This window comes from Pigmentiphaga sp. YJ18, assembly GCF_038066655.1.
Taxonomy (GTDB): domain Bacteria; phylum Pseudomonadota; class Gammaproteobacteria; order Burkholderiales; family Burkholderiaceae_B; genus Pigmentiphaga.
On record NZ_JBBUKU010000005.1, the window covers coordinates 135800 to 153831 of the forward strand.

Below are 18032 nucleotides of genomic sequence, written 5' to 3' on the forward strand. Positions count from 1 at the left end.
ATTCACACCCAAGGCTAGACGGGAAAAAGTATAGCGTTTGGATCTTCTCCCAGGATGCGGTGGATCCGGCTTTGCCGGTAGGGGAGACCGCTACGGCCAGGCCGAGTAAGTCAGGTCCTCGCGGCCGGCTTCCTCGAGCACCCGGCGGCGGTAGCTGCCGGGGGGAACGCCCATGTGGCGCTTGAAGAAGCGGTTGAAGTGCGCGGTGTCGCGGAACCCCAGGCCGTAGGCGACCTGGGCCACGGGCAGCGGCGACTGCTGCAGGCGTACCCGGGCTTCCTGCAACAGGCGCTCGTGCACCACGGCCAGCGGGCCGCAGCCGGCGCTGCGCATGGACGCGGCGTGCAGCCGGCGTTCGGTCACGCCCAGGGTGCGGGCGTAGCGGGAAATGGGCCAGTGCTCGCGGAAGTGCATCTCCACGACACGCAGGAAACGCTGGAACACGACGGAGCCGGGCCGGTCCCCGGTGGGCGCCTCGGGATCGATGTCGCTCATGCGCCAGAGATGCGTCAGGACGATGGAAAGATAGGCGACGGCGATGCCGGCCGCGCCCTTGGCCGCCTGGCGCAATTCATGGCTGACCGCCTCGAACACGGGGCGCAGCATGTCCCGCCCCGCCGCCATCTCGTCCGGCCCGATATGCAGCAGGCGGTCGGCCACGTTGCGCAAGGCCGCCGCGTGCTGGCTGGCGGCCGAGGCGCGCGACACCAGTTCCTCGGCGGCCGACAGCATGTAGCCGGCGCCGCCGGCCTCCAGGCGTATGGACTGCGCCATGCCGGGTGGCAGCCAGGCCAGGCACGGCGCGCGCAGCGCGAGCTGCCCGTGGCGCAGCGTGGCGACGCCCTTGCCCGCCGTCAGCAGCAAGGCGTGGCTGCGCCCCTGCCGGCGCGCGGCGTCGATCACCCATTCGCGCGCCGCCAGCGCGGGCGCCATGGATTCGCTTTCCATCAGCGTGGCCAGCGGCGTCTCGCCGATGTCCGGGTGCACGTCGGGTAGGGAATGCGGATAAGCCACCATGCGGGTCCTCGGTAAGGCGGGCGGAAAAGTGCAAGTATTCGTCCGATTTCATCAATGCCTGCAACTTTACACGGCGGGGCCCTCTGGCCAGAATTTGTACGTCGCTACAACAAAACTCCGCGATTGTTACAAAATTACCGGGAGACACACCATGCTCACCTCGCCCCTGAAATCGCTGCGCCTGCTGGGCGCGGCCACCGCCCTGTCGGCGTTCTCGCTCGCCCTGCCGGCCCACGCCCAGGACGCCGTCACCATCGGCTACGCCATCTCCAAGACCGGCGTGAACGCGGGCGGCGCGGGCATCACGACCATTCCCAACTACAAGCTCTGGGTCCATGAGGTCAACCAGGCGGGCGGCCTGAAGGTTGGCGCCAAGCGCCTGCCCATCAAGGTCGTCGAATACGACGACCGCTCCAGTTCGGAAGACGCCGTGCGCGCGGTCGAGCGCCTCATCACCCAGGACAAGGTCGACTTCCTGCTGCCTCCGTGGTCGACCGCGATGAACCTGGCCGTCGCCCCCACCTTCCACCGCTACGGCTACCCGCTGCTGGCGGGCTCGGCCGTTACCGAACGCGCGCCCGAATTCGCCAAGCGCTGGCCCAACAGCTACTGGCTGCTGGGCACCGGCTCGCAATACGCCGAAGCCCTGGTCGACCAGCTGGCCGGCCTGCGCAAGGCGGGCAAGATCGGCGACGCCATCGCCATGGTCTCCATCGCCGACGGCTTCGGCATCGAGCTGGCCACCGCGGCGCGCGCCGCGTTCCAGAAGGCGGGCTTCAAGCTGGCCTACGCCAAGACCTATCCGGTGGGCACGCAGGACCTGGCGCCCATCGTGAACGAGGCCAAGAAGCTGAACCCCGACGTCTTCATCGCGTTCAGCTATCCGCCCGACACCATGGCCATCACGGACCAGGCGCGAGTGCTGGGCTTCAATCCCAAGGTGTTCTACACCGGCGTGGGCACCGCCTTCCCGTTGTACAAGAACCGCTTCGGCGCGAACGTCGAGGGCGTGGCCAGCCTGGGCGGCATCGACGCCAGCAGCCCCGCGGTCAAGGCCTACATCCAGCGCCACAAGGAAGTGACCGGCGCCGAGCCGGACCGCTGGGCCAGCCTGGTCACCTATGCCGGGCTGCAGGTGCTGCAACAGGCCATCGAGAAAGCCGGGACGCTGGACCGCAAGGCCGTGTCGGCCAAGATCGCGAACGAGGAGTTCGACACCATCCTGGGCCGCATCAACCTGAAGAACCACATGGTGCCCAACATGCTGACGCTGGGGCAATGGCAGAACGGCGAGTTCGTCGGCATCGAACCGGCCAGCCACGCCGGCGCCGCCAAGCTGGTCTTCCCCAAGTCCGCCTGGCAGGCCGGCGCCGCCTCGCGCTGACCCTCAACCCGCGCCGCCCGGCCGCATGGCGCCGGACGGCGCGCGACAGGAATCCCGTATGTTCATCGATGCACTCTTCTCCGGCATCACGCTGGGAGGCATGTACGCGCTCGTCGCCATGGGGCTCACCCTGCAGTACGGCGTCTCGCGCATCATGAATCTGGCCTATGGCGAATTTCTCGTCGCCGCGGCCTTCTGCGCCTACCTGCTGATGACCGGTCTCCACGTCACGCCCCTGTGGGGACTGCTGCTGATTGTCCCCATCGCCTTCGCCCTGAACTGGCTGGTCTACCGCTTCCTGCTGACGCCGCTGGTCAAGCGCACCCGCACGCGCGCCGCGCTGGAGGTGGACAGCATCCTGGCCACCTTCGGCCTGCTGTTCATCGTGCAGGGCGTGATGCAGGTCACCTTCGGCGGCAACTACTACAGCTATTCCTACCTGAACGAACCCGTCCGCATCCTGGATTCCGTGCTGGCCCTGAACCGGCTGCTGGCCCTGGGCTTCGCCGCGGTGTTCGGCATCGGCTTCTACCTGGCGCTGACCCGCACCCGCCTGGGCACCGCCATCCGCGCGGTGGCGGTGGACCCGGTGGCCGCGCGCCTGGTCGCCATCGACGTGCGCTGGGCCTCGGCCCTGGCCTTCGCCGCCGGTGGCGCGCTGGCGGCCGGCGGCGGCGTGCTGGTCAGCATGTTCCTGACCTTCAACGCCAACATGGGCGTGATCTTCACCATGAAGGCGCTGATCGTGATCATCATGGGCGGCGTGGGTAACGTCCTGGGCGCGCTGGTCGCGGGCCTGCTGCTGGGCCTGGCGGAATCCTTCATCGCCACCTACGTCGACCCGGGACTGACGATCGCCGTGACCTACGGCGTGTTCCTGCTGGTGCTGCTGGTGCGTCCCACCGGCCTGTTCGGGAGGGCCGCGCGATGAACGCCCCGCTGCGCATTCCCCTGATCGTGAGCGCCGCCATGCTGGCGGTGCTGGCCGGCGTGCCCCTGGTGGCCGACGGCTACGGCCTGTCGCTGGCCATCAACATCCTCAACTACGCCGTGCTGGCCACCGCCTGGGCGATGTTCTCGGGCCCCACCCGCTATGTGTCCCTGGCCACGGTCGCCTTCTTCGGCATCGGCGCCTATACCGTGGCGGTCCTGGGCGAGGCCCTGCCCTGGCCGGCCGTGCTGGCGGCGGCCGCCCTGGTCGGGCTGGTGGTCGCCATCGTGGTCGGCCTGTCCACGCTCAGGCTGGCCGGGGTCTATTTCGTCATCTTCACCTTCGGGCTGACCGAGTTGATCCGCCAGTTGGTCACCTGGTACGAGGTGAACGTGTCGAATTCCATCGGCCGCTATGTATTCCTGGACATCAGCCAGGAACAGATCTACTGGCAGTTGCTGGCGCTGGGCGCGGTCCTGTTCCTGGCCACCCTGCTGCTGGGCCGCTCCCGCCTGGGCTTCGCGCTGCGCATCATCGGCGCGGACGAAACGGTGGCCCGCCACTGCGGCATCGACACCACCCGCGCCAAGGTGCTGCTGTTCGCGCTCAGCGCCGTGTTCATGACGCTGTCGGGCGCGATCATGGCGCCGCGCTGGACCTACATCGACCCGGCCATCGCGTTCAATCCCGTCATGTCCTTCCAGGTGCTGATCATGGCGCTGCTGGGCGGCGTGCAGCGGCTGTACGGCCCGCTGCTGGGCGTCGTCCCGCTCGCGCTGCTGTTCGAATACCTGGGCGCGAACTTCCCCAACCACTACAGCATCCTGCTCGGCGCCGTCTTCATGATCATCGTCTACCTGCTGCCCAACGGCGTCGTCGGCCTCGCCCGGCGGCTGCGCAAGGCCGACCGGCCGGCGTCTCCCGCCGCCAAGGAGGCGTCATGAACAGCCTGCGCATCTCCCTCTTGCGGAAAACCTTCGGTGGCCTGACCGCGGTCAACGACCTGAGCTTCTCGGTCGAGGCCGGCGAGATCGTCGGCCTGCTGGGGCCGAACGGCTCGGGCAAGACCACGGTCATGAACCTGATCTCGGGCGCGCTGGCCCCGGATGCCGGAGACATCGAACTCGCGGGCCGCCCCATCGCCGGCAAGGCGCCCCACAAGGTGGCGCATGCGGGCGTCGCGCGGACCTTCCAGCTGGTACGGGTGCTGGCCGACATGGACGCGACCGAGAACGTGGTGGCGGGCCTGGCCTTCTCGCGCGAACCGGCGTGGGGCGCGCGGGCCGCGACAAGGGCCGGCGAACTGCTGGCGCGCGTCGGCCTGGCGCGCCATGCCCGGACGCTGGCCGGCGAGCTGACCTACATCGACCAGAAACGGCTGGAACTGGCGCGCGCCCTGGCCCTGTCGCCACGCCTGCTGTTGCTGGATGAATGGCTGGCCGGCCTGAACCCGTCCGAACTGCTCGAAGGCATCGCGCTGGTCCGCTCGCTCAAGGACGAAGGCATCAGCATCATCCTGGTCGAGCACGTCATGGACGCCGTGCACTCGCTGTGCGACCGCTGCGTCGTGATGAACGCCGGCGCCAAGATCGCCGAGGGCACGCCCGCCGCCGTCCTGTCGGATCCGGAAGTGATCCGCGCCTACCTGGGAGACGCCAGTGCTTGAAGTCGCCAACCTGTCGGTCGCCTACGGCAAGCATACGGCGCTGCGCAAGGTCGCGCTGTCGGTCGGGCCGGGCGAGATCGTCGTCATGCTGGGCGCGAACGGCGCCGGCAAGAGCACGCTGCTCAAGGCCGTCGCCGGCCTTGTCCCGCACGACGGCCAGGCCGTCGTGCGCCTGTCGGGGCAGGACATCGCCGCGACGCCGGCCCACCGCATCGTCGAGCTGGGCATCGCCCTGGTCCCCGAGGGTCGGGGCATCTTCGGCGAACTCACCGTGCGCGAGAACCTGCGGCTGGGAGCCTATGCGCGCCGTGCCCGGGAAAGCGAGGCCACCACGCTGGAGCGCGTGCTGACCCTGTTCCCCCGTCTGGGGGAACGCCTGGGTCAGACCGCCCGTACCATGAGCGGCGGCGAACAGCAGATGGTCGCCATCGGCCGGGCGCTGATGTCGCGGCCGGAGATCCTGCTGCTGGACGAACCGTCGCTGGGGCTGTCGCCCCTGATGAGCGCCGAGCTGTTCAAATCCCTGGCCGCCATCCGGCAGGACGGAGTCGGCATCCTGCTGGTGGAGCAGAATGCCCGGCTGAGCCTGGCGATCGCGCAGCGCGGCTACCTGATCGAGAACGGCGCGATTGCCGGCGAAGGCGAAGCCGGCGCCCTGATGAACGATCCGGCCGTGCAGAAAGCCTACCTCGGCTTGGCAACCGCCTGACACGAATCAAGGCGGCCGCGGGGCCGCCATTACTGGAGTCCTATCCATGTTCGACATCAAGCTCCTGATCGACAACGAAGACCGCGACGCCACGGGCGGTGCCACGTTCGTGCGGCGCGACCCGGTCACCGGCGCCGACAGCACGCGCGCGGCGGCAGCCACGGTGGCCGATGCCCGCGCCGCCGCCGATGCCGCCGCGGCCGCCTTTCCCGCCTGGGCCGCCCTGGGCCCGAACGAGCGGCGGCGTCTGCTGAACCGCGCTGCCGACCTGCTGGACGAGCGCACGCCGGAATTCATCGCCCGCATGATCGCCGAAACCGGCGCCACGCGCGGCTGGGCCGGATTCAACGCGCACCTCGCCGCCGGCATCCTGCGCGAGGCCGCCGCCATGACGACGCAGATCGCCGGCGAGGTCATCCCCTCCGACGTGCCGGGCAGCCTGGCCATGGCCGTGCGCCAGCCGGTGGGCGTGGTGCTGGGCATCGCCCCCTGGAACGCGCCCATCATCCTCGGCGCGCGCTCGATCGCCATGCCGCTGGCCTGCGGCAACACCGTCGTCTTCAAGGTGTCCGAACTCTGCCCCGCCACGCATCACCTGATCGCCCGGACTCTGTGCGACGCCGGCCTGCCGGCCGGCGCCGTCAACGTCGTCGCCAACGCTCCGGACGACGCGCCCGCGGTGGTCGAGGCGCTGATCGCCCATCCGGCGATCCGCCGGGTCAACTTCACCGGCTCGACCCGCGTCGGCCGCATCATCGCCCAGAGTGCCGCCCGCCACCTGAAACCGGTCCTGCTGGAACTGGGAGGCAAGGCGCCGCTGCTGGTGCTCGACGACGCCGACCTCGATGCCGCGGTCGGCGCGGCGGCCTTCGGCGCCTTCATGAACCAGGGCCAGATCTGCATGTCCACCGAACGACTGGTCGTGGACGACGCCATCGCCGATGCCTTCGCCGCCAGGTTCGCCGCCAAGGCCGCCTCGCTGCCCGCGGGCGACCCGCGCCGCGACGACGTCGTACTGGGCGCCGTCGTGACGCCTGAGGCCATCCAGCGCATCCGGCGCCTGATCGACGACGCGGTGTCCAAGGGCGCCAAACTCATTGCCGGCGGCAGCATCGAGGGCAACATCATGGCGGCCACCGTGCTCGACAAGGTGACCCCGGCGATGGAAATCTACAGCGAGGAATCCTTCGGCCCGGTGGTGTGCATCGTCCGCGTCAGCGGTACCGAGGAAGCCATACGCGTGGCCAACGACAGCGAGTACGGACTATCGTCGGCCGTGTTCAGCCGAGACATCGCGCGGGCGATGGAAGTGGCCAAGCGCATCGAGAGCGGCATCTGCCACATCAACGGCCCCACCGTGCACGACGAGGCGCAGATGCCGTTCGGCGGCGTCAAGGCCAGCGGCTATGGCCGCTTCGGCGGCAAGGCCGGCATCCACGAATTCACCGAGTTGCGGTGGATCACCGTCCAGACCACGCCGCGGCACTATCCGTTCTGACGCAGTTTCCAGGCAAGAAATGCCCCCACGCTTGCCGCTACGCGGCGGCGCTGCCCCCCGAGTGGGCGTTTTTTGCCTTGGGGCGGCCCGGCGGCAAAAAAAATGCCGCCCCGAGGGGCGGCATTTTTCATCCAGCAGCCTGTCAGGCGGCGGGAGCCGAAGCGGCCTGCTGTTCGGCGGCGGCCGGAGCGGCAACCGGAGCAACGGCCTTCTTCGCCACGCGCTTGGCGGCGGGCTTCTTCGCGGCAGGCTTGGCAGCCGGCTTGGCGGCGGGCTTGGCGGCCGGCTTCACCGCGGGCTTGGCAGCCTTGGCGGCGGGCTTGGCAGCAGCCTTCTTGGCCGGAGCGGCGGCCTTCGTCGCGGCCTTGGCTTTCTTGGCAGCAGGCTTCTTGTCGCCTGCGGCCACGACAGCCTTGGCTTCCTTCACGGCGGCCTTGACGGCCTTCTCGTAAAGGCTCACGCGCTGAGCGGCTTCCTTGCGGGCCTTCTCCGAACGCTCGAGCGCCTTCTTGGCGGCATCGCCCAGACGCACGGCGGCGGCTTCGAGCTTCGCCAGCACGCCGGCCGACTTGGCCGGAGCAGCTTTCTTGGCGACCTTCGCGGCCGGCTTCTTGGCTGCCGGCTTGGCAGCTGCCTTAACGGGTTGCGATTTCTTAACCATATCAATCTCTAAAAGTCGAGGCCCGAAGTGTTAATGGTGCTCAAAGCAATGTCAACCCTTTTAGACACCGGCGACGATTTTTTTTGCTTCGGCGCCACGCGCCCTGTCACGTCATCGCATCGTGCATGATCGTCACGACGGCGTGCGGCCGAACGTCACGCGAGCGATGATCCATATCGCCACGCCGCACAGCGCGGCTAGCGTTCCCACCGCGACGATGGGCGCGACCGGCAACGCGCCCACCGCCGTGCTGCCCAGCGCGCCGCCCAGCATCTGCGATGCGCCCAGCACCGCGGCGCCCACGCCCGCCATGGCTCCGGCGTCCTGCAATCCCAGCGCGAAGATGGTCGGCATGATGAAGCCGCCGAAGAAAAGACTGGCCGCCATCGCCACGACGAAGAGGGCGATCTCCCACCATTGCCCGTGCGCGCCGCGCAGCGCGAGTCCGACCGCGAGCGCGGCCACGCCGGCGCAGGCCGCGCCGCGCACGCCCGCGTACAGCACCCGCTGGGGCGGCACGCCCCGCTGCGAAAGACGCGCGGTCGCCAGCGATCCCGCCAGCACCGCGCCCGAGGCCAGCGCGAACGCGATCGCATAGACCGAACTGGATACGCCCATGCCGTCGATCAGCACGAAAGGCGATCCGCTGATGAAGACGAACATGCCGCAGAACACGACACCCAGCGCGCACGACAGGGCCCGCGCATGGGGCAGCGCGAGAAAGCCGCGATACCCCGCCGGACGCTCGGCGCTTTCCTGCGATGGTTGATCGGTACCGGACCCGGGGCCTTCGGACTCGGGATCGGCGGGCTGCACGCCCCGAAGCGCGCGCAGGCGGCCCGCCCGCAATCGGATCGCGACGATGACCGCCAGCAGCAGCCCCGCCCCCGCCAGCACCGCGAACAGTCCGCGCCAACCGACCGCATGGATGACGAACGCGCCGATCAGCGGCGCGACGATGGGCGCCAGGCTCAGCACCGCGACGATGAAGGATTGGATGGTGGCGCGCTGCTGCGGTTGGGGAAAGACGTCACGGACCAGCGCGATGCCGGCCACCGACGCGGCCGATGCGCCGAAGCCCTGGACCGCCCGCCAGCCGATCAGCGCCGCGCCGTCCGCGGCCAGCGTGCAGGCGATGGCCGCCACCACGTACACGGCCAGGCCGAGCAGGATGACGCGCAGGCGTCCGTGGCGATCGGACAAGGGTCCCCAGGCCAGTTGGCCGAACCCGAAGGTCAGCATGAACGCGCCCAGCGTCGCCTGCATCTGCGAGTCGGTGGCGCCGAGTTCGGCGCCGATGGCGGGCAGCCCCGGCAGGCTGATGTCGATGGACAGGGGCGGCAGGCCGGCCAGCATGCCCAGCACGACGATGAAGCCGACCGGCAATGCGATCCGGGTCGGCGGGGAATGCCTTGCTTGCACGAAGCGATCTCCTGGCTGATGCGCGTCCCGGCTACACCGGGACGCCAAAGAGCGGAGGATATCGTGCTTTTGCCGGGGCGCGGGCCTCAGTTCGGTTGCAGGCCGGCGTCCTGGATGATCTTGCGCCAGCGGCTCTCCTCGGCGCGTACGTAGCGGTCCATCGACGCCGGATCGCCGGTCACCTTGATCAGGCCCTCCTCTTTCACCAGGCGCTGGAACACCGGCGTCTCGGCCGCCTGGTTGATCGCCCGGTTCAGGCTGTCGACGACCGGTGCCGGCGTACCGGCCGGGACGAGAAAGCCGTACCAGGCCTGGGCGTCGTACCCCGCCACCCCTGCCTCGGCCACGGTGGGCAGGTCCGGCAGCACCGCCGACCGGTCGGCCGAGGTTACCGCCAGCGCCCGCAGCTTGCCCGCCTTGATGTAGCTCAGGGCGCCGGGAATGGTCGAGAAGATGACGTCGATCTGCCCGCCGATCAGATCGTTCAGCGCCGGCGCCGCACCCTTGTAGGGCACGTGCGTCAGTTCCGTTCCGGACAGCGTCGCGAACAGCGCGCCCGCCAGGTGCGCGGACGTCCCGTTGCCGTTGGACCCATAGTTGATCTTCCCGGGATTGGCCTTCGCGTAGGCGATCAGCTCGGCCACCGTCTTGTAGGGACGCTGCGGATTCACCACCAGCACGTTCGGCGCCTTGGCCACCATGCCGGCGGACATCAGCGAGGTCTCGTTGGAATACGGCAGCTTCTGCTGCAGGCTGGGATTGACCGCGTAGGCGAAGGTCCCCATCACGATGGCATAGCCGTCGGGCGGACTCTTGGCCACGTAGTCGGTGCCGATGACCGTACCGCCGCCCGGCCGGTTCTCGACGATGACCGGCTTGCCGAAGTACTCGCCCATCTTCTCGGCAACGATGCGGCCGACCAGGTCCGTCCCGCCGCCGGGCGGAAAGGGGACGACGAGCTTGAGCGGCCGCTCGGGAAAGGAAGCCGCCAGGGCCTGTCCGGCCAGCAGCGGCCCGGCGATTGCCATGCACGCGGCGCCGAGGCCCATGCGCCAGGGGGATGCCAGGAAAGTCATGATGTCTCCGTTGTCTTGATTCTGTTCTGCCGTGGGGCTATAGCCGGTAGCTCGGATCGATCCGGTCCAGCTTGCGCAGCAGCGCGGGCCATTCCATGACGCCGTACGGCCGCCGGGTCTGCGGCTGGTAGTTCATGTAGGTCTTGTCCAGGACGTCCTGGGGAACGGGGTTCAGCGGACTGTTGCAGGCCATGGCCGCCAGTTGCAGCTTGCAGGACAGTTCCAGGCGATGCATGGCGTTGAATGCCTCGGGTATCGTCCGCCCGACGGTCAGCAATCCGTGGTTCCTCAGGATCATGGCGTTGTTGTCGCCCAGGTCGGCCACCAGGGAAGCCTGCTCCGCCTCGTCCAGCACCACGCCCTGGTAGTCGTGGTAGCTGATGTTGACGAAGCGCATCGATGTCTGCGCCAGCGGCAGCAGGCCGCACTCGAGCGCCGACACGGCCATCCCGGGCCAGGTGTGCGTATGGATGACGCACGACAGTTCGTGCCTGGCCTGGTGGATCGCGCTGTGGATGACGAAACCCGCGCGGTTGACGCCGTACTTCAGGTCCGGTCCGAAATCGGGCGCGCTCAGGACTTCGCCGTCGGCGTTGATCTTGATCAGGCTGGACGCGGTGATTTCCTCGTACAGCAACCCGTAGGCGTTGATCAGGAATGCGTTTTCCTCGCCGGGCACCCGGGCCGAGATATGGTTGGCGGCCATGTCGGCCATCCCGTAGAACTCGACCAGGCGGTAGCATGCCGCCAGATTGACCCGAGCCTCCCATTCGGCGTCGGAACATCGGGACCGCATGGATGCGATACCCAGGTCCGCCAGTTCAGCCATCGTCGATTCCTCCTGCGCAAAGTCGTGCCGTGCATTCTGCGCATACGCCAGGCGAAGGGGAAATGACTTTTCCGGCGGATCAGGCCAACTATTTTGTAGGGTTGGCCGAGGGGGGCGGCGGCGGCTCGTCCATCACGTCGTCGGCGCGCGAGCCCAGCTCGGACAGCAGCCATCGGCGGAACGCCCGGAACGCGGCGGTGGGGGCGCGGTCCTTGGGATGCACGAGGAAATAGCCGCCCGCGGGCCGATAAGAGGTGTCGAACGGCGCGACGAGCTGCCCCGACGCCAGATAGCCCTCGACCAGGATGCGGACACCCAGCGCCACGCCCAGGCCGCGTATCGCCGCCTCGTAGGCCATCAGCGAACTCTCGAACTTGTGGCCCCGGCCGGCATGGTCGCTGGCCAGCCCCGCGTGGCGGAACCAGCCCTCCCAGTCACCCGGACGGGCAAGCGAATGCAATAGCGGCAGCTCGAGCATGGCCGACACGTCCGGCGTCCCGCCGGCCTGCGCCAGGAGATCCGGACTCATGACCGGCACGAGTTCGATCGGCGCCAGCATGTCGACTTCGATTCCCGGAATATCGGGTACCCCGAAACGGATGGCGGCGTCGAAATCCTGGTGATTGAAATCGACCAGGGCCGAGGACGCCGACAGCCGGATCTCCACCGAGGGGTGCTGCTCGTGGAAAGCCGGCAGCATGGGAATCAGCCAGCACTGCGCGAACGTGTTGTAGGCCAGGATGGACAGCACCTGCGGCTGCCCGCGCCGGCTGAGCTGCGAGGTCGCGAACCCCAGGTCGTTGAGCGCCCGGCGCACCGCGGGATAATAGCGGCTGCCCGCCTTGGTCAGCGCGATCGACTGCCCGCGCCGGTCGAACAGCTCCACGCCCAGGAAATCCTCCAGGCCGCGGACCTGGCGGCTGACCGCCACCTGCGTGACGCAGAGTTCGTCGGCGGCCGCCGTGAAGCTCATCAGCCGCGCCGCGGCCTCGAAGGCCCGCAGCGACTTCATCGGAGGCAGGGGCAGCTTCACGGTATGACCGGACGGGCCTCAGCCGCCCAGATAGGCTTCCACCAGGCGGCGGTCGCCCAGCAGTTCCTTGCCGGAGCCGGACAGTGCGATGCCGCCCGTCTCGAGCACGTAGCCACGATGGGCGATCTTGAGCGCCTGCCGCACGTTCTGCTCGACCAGGAAAATCGTCAGCCCCTGCCGATTGATCTCGCGCAGGATGCGGAAGATCTCCTGCACGATGATGGGCGCCAGCCCCATGGACGGCTCGTCCAGCAGCAGCAGCCGGGGCTTGGCCATCAGCGCCCGCCCGATCGCCAGCATCTGCTGCTCGCCGCCCGACAGGTTGCCCGCCATGCCGTTCAGGCGCTCCTTGAGCCGGGGGAAGAGTTCGAACACGCGCTCCAGGTCGGCACCGATCCCGCCCTTGTCGCGCCGGGTATAGGCGCCCAGCTCGAGGTTCTCGCGCACCGTCATCGTGGTCAGGATGGCACGGCCCTCGGCGACCTGCACGATGCCCCGGGAGACGATACGATGCGGCGCCAGGCGCGAGATGTCCTCGCCCTGGAACGTGACCGTGCCCGCTTCCTTGGGAATCAGCCCCGACAGGGCCAGCAGCGTGGTGGACTTGCCCGCGCCGTTGGCGCCGACCAGCGTCGTGATCTCGCCCTCGCGCAGTTCGAGGTCGACGCCCTTGACCGCGGCGATGTGGCCGTAGGAAACCTTCAGGCCGTCGACTTTCAGCAGCGGATTCATGCGTGCACCTCGTCCGCCACGTCGTCCTCGCGTCCCAGGTAGGCCTCGATCACCATCGGGTTGTTGCGGATTTCCTCGGGCAGGCCCTCGGCAATGATCCGCCCGAAATTCAGCACCGCGATGCGGTCGCACAGGCCCATCACGAAGCGCATGTCGTGCTCGATCATGAAGATGGTGTAGCCCCGCGCCTTGATGTTCTCGATCTCGGCCATCAGGTCCACTTTCTCGCCGGTGTTCATGCCCGCCACGGGTTCGTCCAGCAGCAGCAGCTTAGGCTCGGTCGCCAGCGCGCGGGCCAGTTCCAGCTTGCGCTGGTCGCCGTAGGACAGGTTGTCGGCGGTCTGGTGCGCCTTGTGCTCCAGCTTGACCCAGGAGAGCAGCTCGAGCGCCCGTTCGCGCGCGCGGCGCTCCTGGGCGCGGAACCCGGGCAGCGCCAGCAGCAGGCCGGCCGGACCGTAGTCCAGGTGGCGGTGCATGCCGACCACCACGTTCTCGAGCAGCGACATTTCCTTGAAAATGCGGATGTTCTGGAACGTGCGGGCGATGCCGCGCCGAGTGATCTGGTGCGGCTTGGCGCCCACGAGATCCTGGCCGTCGAAGGTGAGCGAGCCGCCCGTGGGTTCGAGCAGGCCGGTGATCAGGTTGAACACCGTCGTCTTGCCCGCGCCGTTGGGGCCGATCAGTCCGAAGATCGTCCCTTGCGGAACCTCGATGTTGACGTCCTGCAGTACGTGCAATCCGCCGAAGCTCTTGGAGATGGATTGTAGTTTCAGCATGTCAGTGGCTCCGCCGGCGGAACCAGCTGCGCAGCAGCGCCGGATCCCAGATGCCCTTGGGCAGGAACAGCACGATCAGGACCAGGATCACGCCGTTGATGACCAGCCGGAAATCGTTGAACGCGCGCAGCGTCTCGGGCAGCAGCGTCAGGATCACGGCGCCGGCCACCGGCCCGGCCAGGCTGCTGATGCCGCCCAGGATGGTCATGGTCAGGATCTCGACGCCCCGGTCGAAGCCGTATTCGTTGGGACCGATGAAGAACGTCAGGTGGGCGTTCAGCGCGCCCGCGAGCCCCGCCAGCAGCGCCCCCAGGACGAAGGCCAGCATCTTGGTGTTGTTGACGTCGATGCCCATCAGCCCGGCGGCGGTTTCGTCCTCCTTGATGGCCTCGAACGCGCGGCCGACCTTCGAGCGCAGCAGCCGGAACAGCACGGCCAGCGCCAGCACCACGGCCAGCGCGATGTGCCACCACTGCGTCAGCTGGGGGATGCCGTTCAGGCCCAGCGCGCCGCCCGTCCACGATTCCGTGTTCAGGATCACGACCCGGACCACCTCGCCGAAGCCCAGCGTGGCCATGGCCAGGTAGACCCCGGACAGGCGCAGCGTGGGCTTGCCGATGACGAAGGCCACCAGCATGGGCGCGGCCATGCCGCCCAGCAGCGCCACGGGGAAGGACATCTCGAAGTTCATCGTCAGGATGGACGCGGTGTAGGCGCCTATCCCCATGAAAGCGGCATTGGCCATGGCCAGCATGCCGCACGAAAGCGTCAGGTAGATCGACAGCGCCAGCAAGGCGTTGGTGCCCAGGGTCAGCACCAGGTTGCTGTAGATCGACCAGAAGTTATCGAACCATTCCATTTCTTGTCTGCGTCCTTATGCCTTGCGTTCCAGCACCTTGCCGAACAAGCCCTGCGGGCGAACGAGCAGGATCAGGAACAGGAGGCCGAAGGCCACGGCGTCGCGCATGGTGGAGCCGATGTAGGCCACCGACAGCACCTCCGCGAAGCCCAGGAACAGGCCGCCTATCATGGCGCCGCGGATGTCGCCCATGCCGCCCAGGATGATGACGGCGATGCCCTTGTGCAGCATGGGCTGGCCCATCAGCGGGAACACCGCGTTGGAATAGAGGCCGATCAGCACGCCGGCCACGCCGCCCAGGGCGGCCGCGGCGAAGGACGTCAGCATGAACAGCCCCTCGACGTTGATGCCCAGCAGCGAGGCCGCCTTGGGCGATTCGGCGATGGCGCGCAGCCCCCTGCCCAGCTGGGTCCGCTTCATGACGACCATCAGCGCGGCCATGAGCGCGAACGACAGGAAGATGATGACGAGCTCGATCACGGTCATGTGCAGCCCGGCGATCTCGATGGCGTCGTCGGGCACCAGGCCGGACGGGAAGCGCATGTTGGCGGCGCCGTAGATGCCCTGCATGCCGCTGTTGAGCGCGATGGCCACGCCTATGGTGGCGATCATGGGTATGAGGTGGGGCGCGTTGCGCTTGCGCAGGCGCTTCAGGACGAGCACGTCGATCAGGATGCCGACGATGCCGCTGCCCACCGCCGCGGCGGCCAGGCCGGCCCACAGGGGCAGGTCGAACTGGGTGATCAGCTGCAGCGCCACGTAGGCGCCCACCATGAACACGGCGCCGTGCGAAAGATTGATGACGCCCAGCACGCCGAATACCAGCGTGAAGCCGAGCGCGAACAGAGCGTAAACGCATCCCAGCGATAGTGCGTTGACGAGTTGCTGTTGGAACATGCCCCCCCCTACGCGCTTCGCGCGCCCCCCGGGGGGCGGCGCTGGAGGACCGGCGGAGCCGGATCCTCGGCGCCCTGGATCGGGCGGCCTATTTTTTGCCAGGGCCGGATACAGGAGCGAAGCAGCAAGATTACCAATGGAAAATGGGCACGAGCCCTACTTTGCTATTACAAAGGGCGCGGGAGTCCCGCGCCCTTTTCGGATCGCCGGCGCGAGGCCGGCGGGTTCCGCGGGTACCGCTTATTTCTCGATGACGTAGCGGCCACCGCGGGTAACCATCACGATGGGGGTCTGGACCGCATCGTAGCCGCCGGGCTTGCCGGCGACACCCTTGGCCTGGCGGAACTGGAAGGCACCGGTCGCGCCGGTGATCTTCACCGCGGGCAGCGCCGCCTGGAGGGCGGTGCGGTCGGCCTGCAGGTTGCCCGACAGCTTCACCTTCTTCAGGGCTTCGGCCACGATGTGCATCGCGTCGTAGGCCTGGGCGGCGAACTGGTCGGGGGCCACATTGTACTTCGCCTTGTAGGCGGCGATGAACTTGGTGTTCTCGGGGGTGCCGTTCTCGATGGACCAGGGGCTGCCGACCCACAGGCCGTCGGCCCGCTCCTTGGCCAGGTCGAACACCTTGACCGAATTCATGCCGTTGCCGCCGATGAAGGGCACGTTCAGGCCCAGCTGGCGCGCCTGCACCATGATGGGACCGCCTTCGGCGATCAGCGCCGACAGCACCACGGCGTCGGGATTGGTGGCCTTGATCTTGGTCAGTTGGGCCTTGAAATCGACGTCGCCCTTGGCGAAGGTCTCGGTCGTGGTGACCGGGATCTTCAGGTCTGCCAGGGCCTTCTTGAAGTTGTCGTAGCCGCTCTTGGTGAAGACGTCGTCGTTGCCGTAGAACACCGCGACTTTCTTGATGCCGTTGTGCTTGGCGGCGACGCGGATGGTCTCGGGCAGCACGTCGGCCTCGGTGACCGAGTTGCGGAAGACGTAGTTGCCGATGGAGGTGATGCCGTCCGCGGTGTTGGAGGTGCCGAACACCGGGGTCTTGGCAGCCTGCGCGATCGGGTCGGCGGCCTGGGCCGAGTTGGACAGCGTCGGGCCGAAGATCAGCACGACCTTGTCCTGGAACACCAGCTTCTTGAAGACGTTGATGGCTTCTTCTTTCTTGCCCTGTTCGTCTTCGATGACCAGCTTGATGGTGTTGCCGTTGACGCCGCCCGCGGCGTTGAGTTCGTCGGCGGCCAACTGGAAGCCGTTGCGGATGGCGGCGCCGTACTGGCCGGCACCGCCGGACAGGGCGGCCGCGAGGCCGATCTTGACGTCGGCGGCCTGGGCGAACGCAGCGGCGCCGAGGGCGGCCGCTGCCACCAGCGATTGACTGAAAATGCGGTTCATGTGAGTGTCCCTATAGGTGTCGCGTTTGCGCCTGGGTTTGTGCCTGGGCTGGTGCCCGGACTCCTGCGGCGCGAGCCGGCGCGGGGCCCATGCGCGGGCGACTTGGGGCGATATTCTACCGTTTCGGGCCATACCAGACGAGTCGAAAGGGTTTCCCCTAGCGGGGAAAGCCGCTTCGACTATGCTTGGGGACATTGCCCACGCAACCTATTTTTCCGTCATGAACCTACCGCACACGCCGTCCCCGGACATCGCTCCCGAGTGGCACCTGGCCGACATCGTCGAGCAGCTGCGCACCTCGCGCGAGATCGAGCACAAGATCCGCTACCTGGACCGGGTGCGCGAGCTGCCCTCGCGCGAGGCCCTGGTCACCGTGCTGGACGGCCTGTCGGCCGCGCTCTTCCCCACGCATTACGGGCGCTGCAAGCTGACCGACGACAGCATCGACTATTTCGTCGGCAACACGCTGAACGCCACGCTCAACCTGCTCTGTGAACAGGTTCGCCGCGCGCTGTATTTCTCGGAAGCGCCGGACACCCACGACAAGCAGAACCTGGCAGGCAAGGCGGTCGAGCTCACCCGACGCTTCGCCGCGCAATTGCCGGCCATTCGCGCCGTCCTGGTCAGCGACCTGCACGCGGCCTACCAGGGCGATCCGGCGGCCACCAGCATTTCCGAAATCCTGCTGTCCTACCCCGGCATCAAGGCCATCATCCATTACCGGCTGGCCCATGCCATCCACAAGCTGGGCGCGCCCTTCCTGGCGCGGCTGATCTCGGACATCGCCCACTCGGCCACCGGCATCGACATCCACCCGGCCGCTCAGATCGGCGCCAGCTTCTTCATCGACCACGGCACGGGCGTGGTGATCGGCGAGACCACGATCATCGGCGAACGCGTGCGCCTGTACCAGGCCGTCACGCTGGGCGCCAAGCGCTTCCCCGCCGACCCCGACGGCAAGCTGACCAAGGGCATCGCCCGCCACCCCATCGTGGAAGACGACGTGGTCATCTACGCCGGCGCGACCATCCTGGGCCGCATCACCATCGGCCGGGGCTCGACGGTCGGCGGCAACGTCTGGCTGACCCAGAGCGTGCCCGCCGACACCAACGTCAACCAGGCCAAGAACCAGGAAGACTGACGCCGCCGG

The 18032-nt window shown here is 68.0% G+C and carries 18 protein-coding genes; 7 read left to right on the forward strand and 11 right to left on the reverse strand.

Annotation, left to right across the window (positions count from 1 at the left end; genetic code table 11):
* Nucleotides 1–90: 90 nt before the first annotated feature.
* On the reverse strand, nt 91–1017 hold the full coding sequence (locus WKR98_RS25555; protein WP_124688799.1) for an AraC family transcriptional regulator: 927 nt from the start codon (nt 1015–1017) through the stop codon (nt 91–93).
* 151 nt (nt 1018–1168) lie between these two features.
* Here WKR98_RS25555 and WKR98_RS25560 point away from each other — a divergent pair, with 151 nt between their 5' ends.
* From WKR98_RS25560 to WKR98_RS25585, 6 genes are read left to right on the forward strand one after another with little or no spacing between them, the layout of a single operon-like run.
* Nucleotides 1169–2401: an amino acid ABC transporter substrate-binding protein gene (locus WKR98_RS25560; protein WP_124688798.1), complete on the forward strand. Its 1233-nt coding sequence runs from the start codon at nt 1169–1171 to the stop codon at nt 2399–2401.
* Between the two features lie 58 nt (nt 2402–2459).
* Nucleotides 2460–3332, forward strand: a complete 873-nt coding sequence (locus WKR98_RS25565; protein WP_124688797.1) for a branched-chain amino acid ABC transporter permease — start codon at nt 2460–2462, stop codon at nt 3330–3332.
* On the forward strand, nt 3329–4276 hold the full coding sequence (locus WKR98_RS25570) for a branched-chain amino acid ABC transporter permease (RefSeq protein ID WP_341435022.1): 948 nt from the start codon (nt 3329–3331) through the stop codon (nt 4274–4276). The genes WKR98_RS25565 and WKR98_RS25570 overlap by 4 nt, the downstream gene beginning before the upstream one ends.
* A complete protein-coding gene (locus tag WKR98_RS25575; RefSeq protein ID WP_341435023.1) occupies nt 4273–4998 on the forward strand; it encodes an ABC transporter ATP-binding protein in 726 nt (241 codons plus the stop codon). The genes WKR98_RS25570 and WKR98_RS25575 overlap by 4 nt, the downstream gene beginning before the upstream one ends.
* The gene (locus WKR98_RS25580; RefSeq protein ID WP_124688794.1) at nt 4991–5707 is read left to right on the forward strand and encodes an ABC transporter ATP-binding protein; all 717 of its coding nucleotides are present in this window, start codon (nt 4991–4993) and stop codon (nt 5705–5707) included. The genes WKR98_RS25575 and WKR98_RS25580 overlap by 8 nt, the downstream gene beginning before the upstream one ends.
* Before the next feature lie 46 nt (nt 5708–5753).
* Nucleotides 5754–7205 (forward strand): aldehyde dehydrogenase, encoded by a 1452-nt coding sequence (locus tag WKR98_RS25585; protein ID WP_124688793.1) that lies wholly within the window; start codon nt 5754–5756, stop codon nt 7203–7205.
* 142 nt (nt 7206–7347) lie between these two features.
* Here WKR98_RS25585 and WKR98_RS25590 read toward each other — a convergent pair whose 3' ends face one another.
* The 10 genes from WKR98_RS25590 to WKR98_RS25635 all read right to left on the reverse strand — a co-directional run bounded on the left by WKR98_RS25590 (nt 7348) and on the right by WKR98_RS25635 (nt 16882).
* Nucleotides 7348–7866 carry a hypothetical protein gene (locus tag WKR98_RS25590; RefSeq protein ID WP_161567755.1) on the reverse strand — a complete coding sequence of 173 codons (519 nt, stop codon included), beginning with the start codon at nt 7864–7866 and terminating at the stop codon, nt 7348–7350.
* A 132-nt stretch (nt 7867–7998) separates the two neighbouring features.
* Nucleotides 7999–9288, reverse strand: coding sequence for an MFS transporter (locus WKR98_RS25595; protein ID WP_124688792.1), 1290 nt, complete (start codon nt 9286–9288; stop codon nt 7999–8001).
* A gap of 86 nt (nt 9289–9374) precedes the next feature.
* The gene (locus WKR98_RS25600; protein ID WP_341435024.1) at nt 9375–10364 is read right to left on the reverse strand and encodes a Bug family tripartite tricarboxylate transporter substrate binding protein; all 990 of its coding nucleotides are present in this window, start codon (nt 10362–10364) and stop codon (nt 9375–9377) included.
* Nucleotides 10365–10401: 37 nt separating this feature from the next.
* A complete protein-coding gene (locus tag WKR98_RS25605) occupies nt 10402–11193 on the reverse strand; it encodes a class II aldolase/adducin family protein (RefSeq protein ID WP_341435025.1) in 792 nt (263 codons plus the stop codon).
* A gap of 88 nt (nt 11194–11281) precedes the next feature.
* Nucleotides 11282–12226 carry a transcriptional regulator GcvA gene (gene gcvA / locus WKR98_RS25610; RefSeq protein ID WP_124688791.1) on the reverse strand — a complete coding sequence of 315 codons (945 nt, stop codon included), beginning with the start codon at nt 12224–12226 and terminating at the stop codon, nt 11282–11284.
* Nucleotides 12227–12244: 18 nt separating this feature from the next.
* The gene (locus tag WKR98_RS25615) at nt 12245–12958 is read right to left on the reverse strand and encodes an ABC transporter ATP-binding protein (protein ID WP_341435026.1); all 714 of its coding nucleotides are present in this window, start codon (nt 12956–12958) and stop codon (nt 12245–12247) included.
* Nucleotides 12955–13734, reverse strand: a complete 780-nt coding sequence (locus tag WKR98_RS25620) for an ABC transporter ATP-binding protein (RefSeq protein WP_341435027.1) — start codon at nt 13732–13734, stop codon at nt 12955–12957. The genes WKR98_RS25615 and WKR98_RS25620 overlap by 4 nt, the downstream gene beginning before the upstream one ends.
* Before the next feature lies 1 nt (nt 13735).
* On the reverse strand, nt 13736–14593 hold the full coding sequence (locus tag WKR98_RS25625) for a branched-chain amino acid ABC transporter permease (RefSeq protein ID WP_341435028.1): 858 nt from the start codon (nt 14591–14593) through the stop codon (nt 13736–13738).
* Nucleotides 14594–14608: 15 nt separating this feature from the next.
* Complete coding sequence (locus WKR98_RS25630) at nt 14609–15490, reverse strand: branched-chain amino acid ABC transporter permease (RefSeq protein ID WP_341435029.1); 882 nt, start codon at nt 15488–15490, stop codon at nt 14609–14611.
* Between the two features lie 240 nt (nt 15491–15730).
* Nucleotides 15731–16882, reverse strand: coding sequence for an ABC transporter substrate-binding protein (locus WKR98_RS25635; RefSeq protein ID WP_124688786.1), 1152 nt, complete (start codon nt 16880–16882; stop codon nt 15731–15733).
* Nucleotides 16883–17102: 220 nt separating this feature from the next.
* Between WKR98_RS25635 and epsC the strand changes: the two genes are divergently transcribed.
* Nucleotides 17103–18023 carry a serine O-acetyltransferase EpsC gene (gene epsC / locus WKR98_RS25640; protein WP_124688785.1) on the forward strand — a complete coding sequence of 307 codons (921 nt, stop codon included), beginning with the start codon at nt 17103–17105 and terminating at the stop codon, nt 18021–18023.
* Nucleotides 18024–18032: the final 9 nt, after the last annotated feature.

Bases quoted from the DNA above. Each gene is read 5' to 3' on its own strand.
- WKR98_RS25555 (WP_124688799.1), bottom strand. From the start codon at position 1,017: ATGGTGGCTTATCCGCATTCCCTACCCGACGTGCACCCGGACATCGGC.
- WKR98_RS25560 (WP_124688798.1), top strand. From the start codon at position 1,169: ATGCTCACCTCGCCCCTGAAATCGCTGCGCCTGCTGGGCGCGGCCACC.
- WKR98_RS25565 (WP_124688797.1), top strand. From the start codon at position 2,460: ATGTTCATCGATGCACTCTTCTCCGGCATCACGCTGGGAGGCATGTAC.
- WKR98_RS25570 (WP_341435022.1), top strand. From the start codon at position 3,329: ATGAACGCCCCGCTGCGCATTCCCCTGATCGTGAGCGCCGCCATGCTG.
- WKR98_RS25575 (WP_341435023.1), top strand. From the start codon at position 4,273: ATGAACAGCCTGCGCATCTCCCTCTTGCGGAAAACCTTCGGTGGCCTG.
- WKR98_RS25585 (WP_124688793.1), top strand. From the start codon at position 5,754: ATGTTCGACATCAAGCTCCTGATCGACAACGAAGACCGCGACGCCACG.
- WKR98_RS25590 (WP_161567755.1), bottom strand. From the start codon at position 7,866: ATGGTTAAGAAATCGCAACCCGTTAAGGCAGCTGCCAAGCCGGCAGCC.
- WKR98_RS25600 (WP_341435024.1), bottom strand. From the start codon at position 10,364: ATGACTTTCCTGGCATCCCCCTGGCGCATGGGCCTCGGCGCCGCGTGC.
- WKR98_RS25605 (WP_341435025.1), bottom strand. From the start codon at position 11,193: ATGGCTGAACTGGCGGACCTGGGTATCGCATCCATGCGGTCCCGATGT.
- WKR98_RS25615 (WP_341435026.1), bottom strand. From the start codon at position 12,958: ATGAATCCGCTGCTGAAAGTCGACGGCCTGAAGGTTTCCTACGGCCAC.
- WKR98_RS25620 (WP_341435027.1), bottom strand. From the start codon at position 13,734: ATGCTGAAACTACAATCCATCTCCAAGAGCTTCGGCGGATTGCACGTA.
- WKR98_RS25625 (WP_341435028.1), bottom strand. From the start codon at position 14,593: ATGGAATGGTTCGATAACTTCTGGTCGATCTACAGCAACCTGGTGCTG.
- WKR98_RS25630 (WP_341435029.1), bottom strand. From the start codon at position 15,490: ATGTTCCAACAGCAACTCGTCAACGCACTATCGCTGGGATGCGTTTAC.
- WKR98_RS25635 (WP_124688786.1), bottom strand. From the start codon at position 16,882: ATGAACCGCATTTTCAGTCAATCGCTGGTGGCAGCGGCCGCCCTCGGC.
- epsC (WP_124688785.1), top strand. From the start codon at position 17,103: ATGAACCTACCGCACACGCCGTCCCCGGACATCGCTCCCGAGTGGCAC.